14 protein-coding genes are annotated in these 12,168 nt (G+C 62.9%); 8 read left to right on the forward strand and 6 right to left on the reverse strand.

Features of this window, described 5'->3' with window-relative positions:
* Nucleotides 1–120: 120 nt before the first annotated feature.
* The 3 genes from LB526_RS10035 to LB526_RS10045 all read left to right on the forward strand — a co-directional run bounded on the left by LB526_RS10035 (nucleotide 121) and on the right by LB526_RS10045 (nucleotide 2,398).
* Nucleotides 121–603 carry a cupin domain-containing protein gene (locus LB526_RS10035; protein WP_224627469.1) on the forward strand — a complete coding sequence of 161 codons (483 nt, stop codon included), beginning with the start codon at nucleotides 121–123 and terminating at the stop codon, nucleotides 601–603.
* 85 nt (nucleotides 604–688) lie between these two features.
* Nucleotides 689–1,891, forward strand: coding sequence for an MFS transporter (locus LB526_RS10040; protein ID WP_224627470.1), 1,203 nt, complete (start codon nucleotides 689–691; stop codon nucleotides 1,889–1,891).
* 42 nt (nucleotides 1,892–1,933) lie between these two features.
* Nucleotides 1,934–2,398, forward strand: coding sequence for a DUF302 domain-containing protein (locus tag LB526_RS10045; protein WP_411967370.1), 465 nt, complete (start codon nucleotides 1,934–1,936; stop codon nucleotides 2,396–2,398).
* 53 nt (nucleotides 2,399–2,451) lie between these two features.
* On the opposite strand, the gene LB526_RS10050 is transcribed toward LB526_RS10045, so the two are convergent.
* Genes LB526_RS10050 through LB526_RS10060 form a run of 3 tightly spaced genes read right to left on the reverse strand, consistent with a single transcriptional unit; the run spans nucleotide 2,452 to nucleotide 3,360 of the window.
* A complete protein-coding gene (locus LB526_RS10050; protein ID WP_263482389.1) occupies nucleotides 2,452–2,925 on the reverse strand; it encodes a LysR family transcriptional regulator substrate-binding protein in 474 nt (157 codons plus the stop codon).
* A complete protein-coding gene (locus LB526_RS10055) occupies nucleotides 2,858–3,106 on the reverse strand; it encodes a LysR family transcriptional regulator substrate-binding protein (protein WP_318011885.1) in 249 nt (82 codons plus the stop codon). Before LB526_RS10055 ends, LB526_RS10050 begins: the two co-directional genes overlap by 68 nt.
* Complete coding sequence (locus LB526_RS10060; RefSeq protein WP_224627471.1) at nucleotides 3,103–3,360, reverse strand: LysR family transcriptional regulator; 258 nt, start codon at nucleotides 3,358–3,360, stop codon at nucleotides 3,103–3,105. The genes LB526_RS10055 and LB526_RS10060 overlap by 4 nt, the downstream gene beginning before the upstream one ends.
* A gap of 242 nt (nucleotides 3,361–3,602) precedes the next feature.
* Between LB526_RS10060 and LB526_RS10065 the strand changes: the two genes are divergently transcribed.
* The 5 genes from LB526_RS10065 to LB526_RS10085 all read left to right on the forward strand — a co-directional run bounded on the left by LB526_RS10065 (nucleotide 3,603) and on the right by LB526_RS10085 (nucleotide 9,198).
* Nucleotides 3,603–4,385, forward strand: a complete 783-nt coding sequence (locus tag LB526_RS10065; protein WP_224523808.1) for a 3-hydroxybutyrate dehydrogenase — start codon at nucleotides 3,603–3,605, stop codon at nucleotides 4,383–4,385.
* A 22-nt stretch (nucleotides 4,386–4,407) separates the two neighbouring features.
* A complete protein-coding gene (locus LB526_RS10070) occupies nucleotides 4,408–5,559 on the forward strand; it encodes a patatin-like phospholipase family protein (protein WP_224523810.1) in 1,152 nt (383 codons plus the stop codon).
* A gap of 33 nt (nucleotides 5,560–5,592) precedes the next feature.
* Nucleotides 5,593–6,987: an NAD(P)/FAD-dependent oxidoreductase gene (locus tag LB526_RS10075; protein ID WP_224523812.1), complete on the forward strand. Its 1,395-nt coding sequence runs from the start codon at nucleotides 5,593–5,595 to the stop codon at nucleotides 6,985–6,987.
* Between the two features lie 19 nt (nucleotides 6,988–7,006).
* Nucleotides 7,007–8,353, forward strand: coding sequence for a dihydrolipoyl dehydrogenase family protein (locus tag LB526_RS10080; RefSeq protein WP_224627472.1), 1,347 nt, complete (start codon nucleotides 7,007–7,009; stop codon nucleotides 8,351–8,353).
* A gap of 140 nt (nucleotides 8,354–8,493) precedes the next feature.
* Entirely contained in the window at nucleotides 8,494–9,198 is a 705-nt protein-coding gene (locus LB526_RS10085; protein WP_224523816.1) for a peroxiredoxin-like family protein, read from the forward strand.
* Here LB526_RS10085 and LB526_RS10090 read toward each other — a convergent pair.
* The 3 genes from LB526_RS10090 to LB526_RS10100 form a co-directional block, all read right to left on the reverse strand.
* On the reverse strand, nucleotides 9,182–10,087 hold the full coding sequence (locus tag LB526_RS10090; RefSeq protein WP_140847209.1) for a LysR family transcriptional regulator: 906 nt from the start codon (nucleotides 10,085–10,087) through the stop codon (nucleotides 9,182–9,184). The genes LB526_RS10085 and LB526_RS10090 overlap by 17 nt on opposite strands.
* A gap of 265 nt (nucleotides 10,088–10,352) precedes the next feature.
* Nucleotides 10,353–11,099, reverse strand: a complete 747-nt coding sequence (locus tag LB526_RS10095; RefSeq protein WP_224523818.1) for a GGDEF domain-containing protein — start codon at nucleotides 11,097–11,099, stop codon at nucleotides 10,353–10,355.
* Between the two features lie 258 nt (nucleotides 11,100–11,357).
* Nucleotides 11,358–12,062: a thermonuclease family protein gene (locus LB526_RS10100; protein WP_224523820.1), complete on the reverse strand. Its 705-nt coding sequence runs from the start codon at nucleotides 12,060–12,062 to the stop codon at nucleotides 11,358–11,360.
* Between the last annotated feature and the right edge of the window lie 106 nt (nucleotides 12,063–12,168).

Raw genomic sequence — 12,168 nt, forward strand, 5'->3', positions numbered from 1 at the left:
GATAGTTTTCAGGTATCGATTTAAGAGCCAGTCAGCATTTCTCTTTCGAGGAGGCTCCGGTCACTCTCCTCGTCATGCCCCGCCTCCCGCGATTGGGCACCGACAAAGGAGAAATACGACATGGCTACCAAGAAACTCAACCTTGCGTTCGCGCTGGGCATGCTGTCCGCGACCGTTGCACTTTCCCCGGCCCCGGCTTTCGCCGGCGACTGCCCTGCCGGCCAGGCCGCCACCACCGATGTCCAGGAACATCCAAGCAAGCCGGTCGGCGTGACCGACACGGTGCTTTCCGCAATCGATCTGAGCAGCAAGGGCGAGGCCTGGAAAGGCAACATGCTGCGCCTTCGCAAGCTCGTCGTTCAGCCCGGCGGTGTCGTGCCGTGGCATGAGCACAATGTCCGCCCTGCCAACATTATAGTCGTCGAAGGCTCGATCACTGAATACGCCAGCACCTGCAAGGTCGGCATCGAGCATCCGGCCGGCGACGCGACCGCCGAGTTCGGCCAGCTCGCCCACTGGTGGAAGAACAACGGCAAGGTCCCGGCCGTCCTCTATTCCGCCGACGTCCTGCCGCCGGCGATGCACAACGATCACATGATGTAAGCCGCTCGTCGCGGTGAAGATATCCATCAGAAACCAACAGCCCGTCCTCGGGCGATTGCCTGAGGACGTGGCAACGGAGCCCGTCATGACGACCAGTGAGCATTCCGAACCGACGCGGCTTCGCATGGCGGCCGCGGATAGCTGGCGCTTCGGCCTGATCGCGCTGATTGCGTTCCTGACGCTCGTCGATCTGTTCGCCACCCAAGCCATCCTGCCGTCGCTGGTGGTGAAATTCGGCGTCAGCCGCGCCACCATGGGCTTTGCCGTCAACGCCAGCACCTTCGGCATGGCGGTGGCCGGGATTGCCGTCGCTCTCTTTGGGCGCGGCATCGACCGCCGCAACGGCATCTGGATCAGCCTGGCCATCCTGGCGATCCCGACGGCGCTGCTGTCGCAGACGGACAATATTGTGGTCTTCGCGCTGCTGCGCGTGGTGCAAGGCCTTTGCATGTCGACTGCGTTCACGCTCACCATGGCCTACCTGGCGGAGCATTTTTCGGCGCGGCAGACGACGAGCGCGCTTGCGGCCTATGTGACGGGGAATGTTGCCAGCAACTTTTTCGGCCGGTTGATGTCGGCGGCCGTCGCCGACACGTTCGGCATCTCCACCAACTTTCTGACCTTCGCCGCGCTTAATCTGCTCGGCGCCGCCCTTGTCTGGTTCACGTTGCAAAAGACCTCATCCATGATGCGCGCGGACGCGGGAGAGGGGCTCGCCCGCGCCGCCTGGAAAGCCCCGTTGCGGAACGCCGAGCTGCGTGCCTGCTTTGCGATCGGCTTTTTGATCCTGTTCGTCTTTATCGGCACGTTCACCTATGTGAATTTTCAGCTTGTCGCGGTGCCGCTTTCGCTGACCCCCATGGCGCTTGGCGCAGTCTATTTCGTCTTTTTGCCATCAATGCTGACCACTCCGCTCGCCGGGCGCGTAGCCTTAGGCCTTGGCCCGAGAATGGGGGTGGGCGCGACGCTTGGGCTGGCGATCATTGGTTTGCTTCTGCTGCTCGCACCCAGCCTTCCGGTCGTCCTCGCCGGGATGGCGCTGGTTGCCGTCGGCACCTTCCTGGCTCAAGCGATAGCCACGGGACATGTCAGCCGGACCGCCTCGCGCGATCGCGCCGCCGCGAGCGGCATCTATCTCGCGTCCTACTACGCGGGCGGGCTCGCCGGCAGCTTCCTCATCGGACAGATCTACGACCGTGTCGGCTGGACCGCATGCGTGATCGTGCTGGCCGCGGTTCTCGCCAGTGCGATCGCGATCGCGCGCGTGCTGCAAACGCCGAAGGCCTGAGACCTAAAATCGAAACTTAGTTGTCCAACCAAGGAGACCGACATGACCAACCATCTCAAAGCTCTGTTTGCAGGCGCCGCCATGCTGATGTCTGCTGCCCTCCCGGCTGCGGCTTCGGACGGCGTCGTCACCGTCAAGAGCGACTATTCCGTCGCTGAAACCGTCGCCCGCATCAAGAAGGACGTGCTCAAGAAAGGCATCAAGTTCTTCGGCGTCATCGACCAGGCACAGCTTGGCAAGAATGCGGGCAACGACGTCAGGCCGTCGCGGCTCGTCATGTTCGGTAATCCGGCGCTCGGCACCACCTTCATCACCTCCAATCCCGAAGCCGGGCTCGACTGGCCTGTGAGAGTGTTGGTTTACCAGAGCGCCGACGGCTCGGTTTACGCCGCCTACAGCGATTTCGACTGGATCGCCAAGCGGCACGGCATCACCGACCGCACCGCGCAGTTCAAGATGGCGACGGAAGTCATCCAGTCGGTGACCTCAACCGTCAAGAAGAACTGAATGCGCAAAAGCATTGCCCGGACACGCAAGGCACGCTGCCTTGCCCGGCGACCCTATTCGGCGGCGGACAACGCTTTAGCCCGCTCGCCGAACCATTTCTTCTGCGTGGCCTCTCGCACCAATGCGCCGACCGCGGGCGAATGCCTGCGGCCGCGCACCGTGACGAGATTGACCTCCCGCCAGAATTCCGGCTCCGTGATCGGCAGAGGCACCACGCCAGGATGCTTGGCGGTATGCTCGGGCATGAAGCCGAAGCCGAGCCCGGCGGCGATCATCGCCAATGTCCAGTCGTCACGATCGCTCCAGTATACCGGGCTGACCGTGACGCCTTGTTCGGCAAGGATGGCATCCGCGTAGCCGGCGAACTCGCAATTGTTGCGATGGATGTAGCTTTCGTTGCTCATATCCTTCACCCGCACCGCGCGCTGATTGGCAAGCGATGGGTCAGGTGAACAGCCATCACCATCTGCTCCTGGAAAAGCGGCAGGGCGTGCACTTCTTCGTCGGGGCGTCTGAAGGCAACGCATAGATGGCAGCCTCGAGCTCACCCTCGATCAGCCTTCTCCTGAGGCTTGCCGCGTCCGCATCGCAAAGATGCAGCTCGACGCCCGGGTGGTGCGCGCGCACGGCCGCGATGAGCTCGATGATCTCGTCCGGAGCGATGGTGCTCATGATGCCGACCTTGAGCGGCATCTTCTTCAGGCTCACATATTGCTCGGCAATCTGCTTTGCCTGGCGAGAGTTCTCGAAGACTCCCTCGAGAAGGTCTCAACCATGCGGCCGAGCTCGGTGAGGTGAGTGAAACGGCGCTCGCGGTGGAAAAGCGGCTCGCCGAATTCATCTTCCAGGAGTTTGATGGCGCGCGACAGCGCCGGCTGCGTGACATTGCACTGCTCGGCCGCCCGCGTGAAATTCAGTTCCTTGGCAACGGCCAAGAAGTATCGGACCTGGCTGATCTCCACTGCACGCTCCCTCACTGGACGTGCATACGGCACGGCCCGGGTGCCATGCAATCTTACTAGCTGCCCTGACGTCAAACAACCCGAGCGGTCGATCGACCTCCACAGCCGACGATCTGACCGTCAGCTATCGAATCCATGTCTCAACGGCATTTCCGCAGCTTGCGGCGGTTCACCATACTCATCGTCAGATCCAGAGCCGGCCCGCACCCCGTCGCTCGTAGCGCAATCGGAAGGACAAGACGATGCTCAAAGGCAAGACAGCGCTCATCACCGGTTCGACCAGCGGCATCGGGCAAGGCATTGCCGAAGCCTTCGCGGCCAAGGGCTGCAACATCGTTCTGAACGGCTTTGGCGACGCCGCCGAGATCGAACGCCTGCGGGCCAAGCTTGCGGCCGATCATCAGGCCGCCGTTCGATACGACAATGCCGACATGAGCAAAGGCGACGCCATCACGGCGATGATGGACAAAGCCATCGCCGAGTTCGGCGCCGTCGACATACTGGTTAACAACGCCGGCATTCAGCATGTCGCGCCGATCGACGACTTCCCGATCGAGAAATGGGAAGCGGTGGTGGCGATCGATCTCATGTCTTCATTCTATACGATCCGGCGCGCCTTGCAGGCGATGAAGGCGCGCAAATGGGGCCGCATCATCAACGTGGCCTCGGCGCACGCGCTCGTCGCATCACCCTATAAATCCGCCTATGTCGCTGCCAAGCACGGTGTCGCCGGCCTGACCAAGGCAGTCGCGCTGGAGGTTGCCGAACAGGGCATCACAGTCAACGCCGTTTGCCCCGGCTACGTGCTCACGCCGCTGGTCGAGAAGCAGATACCGGATACCGCCAAGGCGCGCGGCATCACCGAGCAGCAGGTGATCAAGGATGTTCTGTTGGCAGCGCAGCCGACCAAGCAGTTCGTCACGGTCGAGCAGGTTGCCGCGCTTTGCCTGTTCCTGGCTTCGGACGACGCGGCTTCGATCACCGGCGCCGTGATGCCGATCGAAGGCGGTTGGACTGCTCACTAGACCCGCACGAGGAGCGAAGGCGATGAACAAGATCACGCAAAACCTGTCCGCCCCGCAAGCAGGACCGGCGATCGGCCACCAGGGCGAAGTCAAGCGTCAGACCGTTCTTGTCCTTCAAGGCGGAGGCGCGCTCGGCGCCTACCAGGCCGGCGTCTACCAGGCGCTGGTCGAGGGTGGCATCGAACCGGACTGGGTCATCGGCACGTCCATCGGCGCCATCAACGCCGCGCTGATTGCTGGAAACGAGCCCCGCGTGCGTCTCGCCAGGCTCCAGGAATTCTGGGACGGCGTCAGCCGCAGCAGTCCGTTCGACGAGTTTTTCCGGATGATGGTTCCAAGCAACATCTTTGCCAATATGGGCACGGTGATGCGCGGCATCCCGGGTTTCTTCGAGCCGAACCCAAGCGCCATGTTCGGAGTCAACCGCGAGGTCGGTGTCGAGAACGCATCCTATTACACCACGGATCCGCTCAAGAGGACGCTGAGCAATCTGATCGACTTCGACTATCTCAACGGGCGCCACACGCGGCTGACGGTCGGCGCGGTCAACGTCAACACCAGCGAGCTCAAATATTTCGACACGCGCGAGATGATCCTGTCGGCGGCGCATGTCATGGCGTCGGGTGCCTTGCCGCCGGCGTTTCCGGCAGTCTGCATCGACGGCGAGCCCTATTGGGACGGCGGCATCTATTCGAACACGCCCATCGAGGTCGTGCTGGACGAGCGCCCTCGGCGCGACGCGCTGATCTTTGCCGTCAACATGTGGCAGCCCCGCGCCAACGAGCCGAAATCGATCTGGCAGGTCATGGGGCGACAGAAGGACCTTCAATACGCCAGCCGCGGCCGGAGCCACGTTGCACGGCAGGAGCAACTGCATCGGTTGCGGCATGTCGTGCGCGAACTGGGAAGGCTCGTGCCGGAGGAGCGTCGCGAGGATCCGATGTTCAAGGAGCTCGCCTCCTATGGCTGCCCGTCGGTCATGCATCTCGTTCGCCTGCTTTCGCCGCGACTGGACGGCGAGGACCACACCAAGGACATCGACTTCACCCGCTCGGGCATACGCACGCGCTGGCAGGCAGGATACGAGCATGGGCAGCGCGTCCTCGCTGACAAGCCCTGGGAATGCGAGGTCGACATGCTGCAAGGCATCGTGATCCACGAATCCCAAGAGTGATGTGCCGCGCCGAGCAAGATACGGAGACCACCGATGCAGATTGTCACCCCCGGCATGCGGTTGATCCCGGAAGCCGTGCTCGCCAACAATGCTGCGCTGTTCCGCACGATCCCGGAGACTCCCTCGCACGCGGACAAGTCATTGCACCGCGTGATCATTGTAGGCGGTGGCGCGGGCGGCCTGGAACTGGCGACGCGCCTCGGCCGCAAGTTCGGCAACCGGCGGCTTTCCGTCACGCTTGTCGACCGAAACCGCACCCATATCTGGAAGCCGCTGTTGCATGAGGTGGCATCCGGCGCCTTGAGCGCATCACACGATGCGGTCGAATACATCGCCCATGCCAGCCGCCACGGCTACCGATACCGCATTGGCGAGGTCGTCGGCATCGATCGTGCCAAACGCCAGGTTTTCGTTGCGCCCAGCTTCGACGATGACGGTCGCCAGGTCATCCCGCCGCGCGTTCTGGGCTACGACACGCTGGTCATGGCCGTCGGCAGCGTGACCAATGACTTCGGCACACCAGGCGCCGCGCGCCATGCCATTTCGCTCGACACCGCGGAACAGGCCGCCCGCTTCAACAAGCGCATGATCGACGCCTGCCTGCGCGCCAATGCGCAGTATGAGCAGCTTTCACCCGGTCAGCTCCATTGCGTCATTGTCGGCGCCGGCGCCACCGGCGTCGAGCTGGCAGCGGAACTTCACAAGTCGATGCGCGAGATTGCGTCGCATAATCTCGACAACATCGATTTCGAAAGGCTGATCCGCATCACCATCGTCGAAGCCGGACCGAGGATCCTGCCTGCGCTGCCTGAGCAGATGGCGCGCGCCACGGCACGCTTGCTGATCAAGTTGGGCGTGCAGATACGCTGCGGGATCAAGGTCACTGAAGTGACCGAAGACGGTATACGGCTCGGCGACAAGCTCTTTGTGCCTGCCGAACTGGTCGTCTGGGCGGCCGGTATCAAGGCGCCGGATTTCCTGAAGGGTCTCGAAGGTCTCGAAACCGATCGCATCAACCGCCTGATCGTCGATGAAACCTTGCGCACGGTCGCAGACGAGAATGTGTTCGCGATTGGCGACTGCGCGAACTGCGTTCTCCCGGGCGAAGAAAACGCCTTGCCGCCGCGCGCCCAGACAGCCCATCAGCAGGCTCACCACATGGCCAAGGTGATTGCGGCGCGTCTCGCGGGGCGGGCCCCGCCGGCATATCGCTACCGCGACTATGGCTCCCTCGTCTCACTCGCCGACCACGGTGCGTTCGGCAGCCTGATCGGGGGACTGAAGATCGAAGGTCTCGTTGCAAGGCTCGTCTATCGCGCGCTGCACAAGCTGCATCTCACGGCGGTGCACGGCCTGGCGCAGACAACGCTGGCTTCGATCGGCGAGATGATCGTCAGGCGCGCCAGACCGCGCATCAAGCTTCATTAGAGCGGCGGAGGCGATGGCGATGGAAAAGTATGACGTCGTGATCCTGGGCGGCGGCAATGCCGGAATGGGCGTGACGGTTGCGACGCGCGCCGCCGGACTTTCCGTCGCCATGATAGAGGCTCGCGATCTTGGCGGCACCTGTCCCAATCGCGGCTGCACGCCGAAGAAGGTGCTGGTCGCGGCAGCCCACGCGCTCGACGAGATCGCAAGGGCCAGAGATCATGCAATAAGGATCGAACCGCCGCGGCTCGATTGGCGAGGCTTGATCGAGCGGGAAAAGGACATCATCAGAGACATCCCGTCCCGACTGTCCGGTTTGATGGCCAAGCGAGGCGTCGACGTCATCTACGGCGAGGCCGCATTTGTCGCCAGCAACGCCATCCGCGTCGGCGGTCGAGAATTCGAGGCCAGGAACATCGTCATCGCCACCGGCTCGAAGCCGCGCCCAATGCCGATTCCCGGCTCGGAATTCCTGACGACATCGGACGATGTGCTGAGCGATCCGGCGCTGCCTCGCGCCGTGGTGTTCATTGGCGGTGGCGTTATCGCTTTCGAGCTGGGTCACGTCTATGCGCGCGCCGGCGTCGAAGTCACCATCCTCGAGGCGCTGCCGCAGCTTCTGGGAAGCTTCGACGTGGATGCCGTTGCTCAGCTCCTTGGCGAGAGCGAGCGCCTGGGTATCAGCATTCATACCAAGGCCTGGGTCAAGAAGATCGAGGAGGTCGACGGGCGAATGCGGGTGAGCTTCGCGAAGGATGGCGCCGAATACCGGGTGGACGCAGATCGGGCCGTCAATTGCGCCGGGCGCGTTGCCAATGTCGAGGGCCTCGATCTCGGCGCCGGCGTCATCGTGCATCGCGAAGGCCGCATCGAGATCGACGATCATCTGAGGTCCCGTTCCAATCCGGACGTCTATGTCTGCGGGGACGCGGTCTGGAATTCTCCGCAGCTTTCGCCGATAGCGACCTACGAGGGCGGCATCGTCGGCCGCAATATCGTCGACGGCCCGAAACATCGGCCCGACTACAGTCACATACCTGCCTCGCTCTACAGCATTCCGGCCGTGGCAACCGTCGGTTTGACCGAGGCCAAGGCGAGGGAACGCGGCTTCATCATCAAAGTCCGCTCGAACGACATGCAAGGCTGGCTTTCGGCCAGGACTTACGCCGAGCCGGTAGCGTGGTCGAAGATCATCGTCGAGGAAACGACAGACAGGATCCTTGGGGCTCACCTGGTCGGCCATGCCGGCGAAGAGCTGATCCACACATTTGCGCTCGCGATGAAGCACGGCATCACGGCACGAGAGCTGTCTGAGATGGTCTGCGCTTTCCCGACCTTCACGGCGGATATCAGGAACATGATGTAACGCGTCGCCTCGGGTCAGCGAAGAAGACACAGATCTGGCATGTGTCGATGCAGGTGGGGCATCAAATCCATGCAGGAAAAACATGGCAACTGCCGAGGGGTTACGGTGATAGGCTGTGTGCGAGGTATGAAAGTGCAGACATGGCCGCCGACGACCAGGCAATGACATTCGAGCAGTCCGTGCAGGCAGCCATCGAGCTTGATGCGCCTCTCAATGAACGGCTGGCGGTGGTTGCCGCGGCGGTCCGCCGCCTAAACTCGGAGTTCGCGGACGCTGTAGATCGGCTGGTGGAACGCCTGGAGAAGCAGGGTGCCGGAGCGGCGGCGCCAAAGCCCGGCGATGTCATGCCGCCATTCCTGCTGCCTGACGACGAAGGCAGGCTGGTTGGCCTGGCCGACATCCTGCTCCAAGGGCCCGCTGTGATCACCTTCCAGCGCGGGCATTGGTGCCCTTACTGCCGTTTGAACGCGATCGGCATCGTCGAAGCGCAGCAGGAGATCGCGGCATTGGCCGGGCAAATCGTGGCGATCATGCCCGAGCGAGGCAAATTCGCCAGGGCCATGAAGGCCGCGGTTGGCGCAAGCTTCCCCTTCCTGACCGATATGGACAATGGCTACGCCCTGTCTCTTAACCTGGCAATATGGATCGGAACCGAGATGGAGCGGTTGATGGGCGTTGCCTATGACCTCCCAAGCTACCAGGGCAATTCCAGCTGGTTCCTGCCGATCCCGGCCACATTCGTCGTCGGAACCGACGGGATCATTACCGATCGCTTTGTCGATCCGGACTACCGCCGTCGCATGGACATCGACGACCTGATCGCGGCGCTCACGCGGGCTCGCTGACGCCGAAGGATGACCAGTCGGCCGCTCTCAAGAGATTGAGCAGCGTCGTCGCGACAGGCGCGCGCTGCCTGCCGGCGACCGCATAAACTGAAACGATCCGCGAGACGTCCAGATCGCGAAGTTTGAGCCGGCGGATGTTCGAGGATCGCGGTGCCGTAAGCGAGACAAAGCCAACTCCGGCATTGGCCTCAAGCAGCGCAAGGAGATCCTGATCGGTCTCGACTTCATGCGCGGTCCGGGGAGTATACCCTTTAGCGGAAAGACAACGCGCTAGTTCCTCGCTCGTCTCCCAATCGATCCGGCTGAGCACAGGTTCGGCGGCGAGCTGAGCCAGCGCGACATCAGCCTCATTTCGCCGGGCGAGCGGGTGATCTGAATTTACCGCGAGTTCGATCCCTTCCTGGAACAGAGGCCACACGTCCAGGCGGTCCCAAGCCTGTCCAAGGGGGCCCGCAATCGCCAGCTCTACTTCACCGCCCTTTAGCGCCTCGATCACAGCCGCCGGCGAGCCACGGTGGATTTTGAGATGCACACCGGGATAGGCCCGAAAGAGCTCGGTGAACGGCGAAACCAGCAGCGCAATGTTGATGCTGTTCGAAATGGTCACATTGAGCGGCGCAACGTCACTGCTTTGCACAGCCTTGGCCAATGACTTGGCGGAAGTGGCCGCGTCATAGCATTGTTGCAGCAAGGGCAGCATCCGCCGTCCAAGTTCCGTCAGGTGCGAGTGCTGACGCTCTCGCCGGAGGAGCTCGCCACCTAGTTCTTCTTCAAGCGTCTTGATCGCGCGCGTAAGCGCCGGCTGAGTGACGTTGCATTCCTCGGCCGCTCTGGTGAAGTTCAACGTGTTGGACAGGGCCAAGAAATAGCGGACCTGCTGCATCTCCATGAATTTTCGCCCCCTTCAGCGAAATTCGATTTCTTCAGGAACAGCTAATTCGCGGTCATGCTAGCGCAAATCCAAGCAAGGTCGAGGGGTGATTTGCTGGGGTTTGCCCGCAAGACAATTGTCCAGCAGGGTCACCTTGTCGGTCGTCACAATGCTAGAAAACATAGTGTAAACTATTGTTTTTATTGAATTAGCGGAAGTTCAATCCTCACGCAGCACCGGCTTTCCGAAACATCTGGTGGGCGTGTCGGGCGATCACGCCGGCTCAGTTGGTGACATGCGACAGCCGCAGGCCGGCTTCGTCCGGGATCTCGGCCATGCCTTCCTCCGCGAAGCGGAACATGTCCTCGAAATCCAGCTCCCGCTCGAAAATGACGCCGCCGACTTTGATCGCAAGCACGTCCTTGTCGCCTTTCGGCGCGAAGTAGATCTCGCCGACCGTGCCGCGAATGCGCTCGCCGATGTCCTTGGCGTCCTCTTCGCTCGCGCCCGGCAGGAAGACGCCGAACATCGAGGTTCCGATCCGGCCGATCAGATCGTCCTTGCGCACCGCGGATCGGATGGCCGATGCGATCAGCCGCAAGGCCTCGTCGCCCCATTCGAGACCGAAACGCAGGTTGATCGATGCCAGATGTTCCGGATGGATGACCAGAAAGGCGCCGGAGCGCGGACCGGCCGGTCTCTGCGCCCTCCGGTCGACCATCGAGGTGAACACCTTGCCGTTCAGGCAGCCGGTCAGCTGGTCGTAGGTGCCGGATCTGGTGAGTTCCTGCCGGTAGCGGCGGATCTCCACCTGTTGCCAGCCGAGCAAGGCAAACAACGGCAGACCGATGACGATCGGCACGATGATTGCCGTAACTGCCCCGCGGCCGAATGGCGTGAGGCTGTCGCTGAAAAGCAGCAGGTAGTTCAACCCGAGCGAAAGCCCGACGCAGACGGCGGTGCCAAGCGCGGCCAGCAAGATGAGGTGCTTCCACGTTTGAACCGGCGCGGTCGGTGTTTTCGCAGTCAAGGGCCAATCTCCTGTTCGACGCATGGCATACAGGAGGTCCGTTACGATTTCGGTGTCAGGGAAACGTACAATTTGATGCAAGTCGGCATGTTCTCCATGGCAAGCGCCGGATCCGGCACACCGGCGGCCGCGGTCGGCGGCTAACGACCTGCCAGGTCGTCGGCCCAGTCCAGGTTTTAGAAGTGCTGAACCGCCCTGACCATTCTGCTTTCACGCAAGTGCGCGAGGGGAGCGGCCACCGGCTTTCCCGCGGCAGCACTATTGCGGTGGGCCGAAAATGCCCATCCGGGCGGTTCTCGCCACCACCTCCGCCTTGCCGTAAATGCCGTTGCGAGCGGCCATCGCCCAGCCGTTGGAAACCAACCAGGCGCCGACATCCTGCGTGCCGAGCGCGCAGGGCGCGGCGATGGCGAAACGGTCGACGTCCGGCGACAGGAAGCATTTCAGCGCCCGCCCGCGCAGCCAGGCGTTGAAGGCGGCCCGCGCCCGCTGGCCACAAGGCCAGGCGGTGTCGTCGAACATGCAGGTCCTGTCGGGGCCTATGTCGACCGTCCCGCTGATGGCGACGGTGCGTCCCATGGCTTCGACGACCGCCGAGGAGGTCGCGACGGGACGGAAAAGCAGCGTCTCGCGCCAATCCTGCGGCATCGGCGTCTGCGGCCGCTGCGCAAGTCCGAGCTCGCTAAGCGGAGGACGCGGTTCGATGCGCTCGATCCCGGATGGGTCGAGCGGCGGCGGCGCAATGAGGTCCTCGGCGATCTTGCGCGCCGGCCGGCCTGGCCGCGCGTCATGGATCGGGCCATGGAAGGCCGGCTTCAGGTCGCCGGCGTCCTGAGCCGGTGCGATCGAAGCGGGCGGCAGCAGGCGGCCGCCCTCGACGATCAGCACCATGCCTGCGAGCAAACCGAGGCCGCCGAGCGCGGACGCTAGCAGCGGGCGGCCGGACGGGCTCACCTGGTTCACGCGTGGACCCTCGCGGGATCGTGCCGATAGCCGGCGGTGCGGCCCGAGCCCGACCCGTTAGCTCCTGTCGACATGGCGCCCCCCCGACCGCTGAACCGGACCATAC

It is taken from the genome of Mesorhizobium sp. CA6 (assembly GCF_020165035.1).
In the GTDB taxonomy this organism is placed as follows: Bacteria; Pseudomonadota; Alphaproteobacteria; order Rhizobiales; family Rhizobiaceae; genus Mesorhizobium.

Coding starts and splice junctions, on each gene's coding strand:
- LB526_RS10035 (WP_224627469.1), top strand. CDS start 121: ATGGCTACCAAGAAACTCAACCTTGCGTTCGCGCTGGGCATGCTGTCC.
- LB526_RS10040 (WP_224627470.1), top strand. CDS start 689: ATGACGACCAGTGAGCATTCCGAACCGACGCGGCTTCGCATGGCGGCC.
- LB526_RS10045 (WP_411967370.1), top strand. CDS start 1,934: ATGACCAACCATCTCAAAGCTCTGTTTGCAGGCGCCGCCATGCTGATG.
- LB526_RS10050 (WP_263482389.1), bottom strand. CDS start 2,925: ATGCGTTGCCTTCAGACGCCCCGACGAAGAAGTGCACGCCCTGCCGCT.
- LB526_RS10065 (WP_224523808.1), top strand. CDS start 3,603: ATGCTCAAAGGCAAGACAGCGCTCATCACCGGTTCGACCAGCGGCATC.
- LB526_RS10070 (WP_224523810.1), top strand. CDS start 4,408: ATGAACAAGATCACGCAAAACCTGTCCGCCCCGCAAGCAGGACCGGCG.
- LB526_RS10075 (WP_224523812.1), top strand. CDS start 5,593: ATGCAGATTGTCACCCCCGGCATGCGGTTGATCCCGGAAGCCGTGCTC.
- LB526_RS10080 (WP_224627472.1), top strand. CDS start 7,007: ATGGAAAAGTATGACGTCGTGATCCTGGGCGGCGGCAATGCCGGAATG.
- LB526_RS10085 (WP_224523816.1), top strand. CDS start 8,494: ATGGCCGCCGACGACCAGGCAATGACATTCGAGCAGTCCGTGCAGGCA.
- LB526_RS10090 (WP_140847209.1), bottom strand. CDS start 10,087: ATGGAGATGCAGCAGGTCCGCTATTTCTTGGCCCTGTCCAACACGTTG.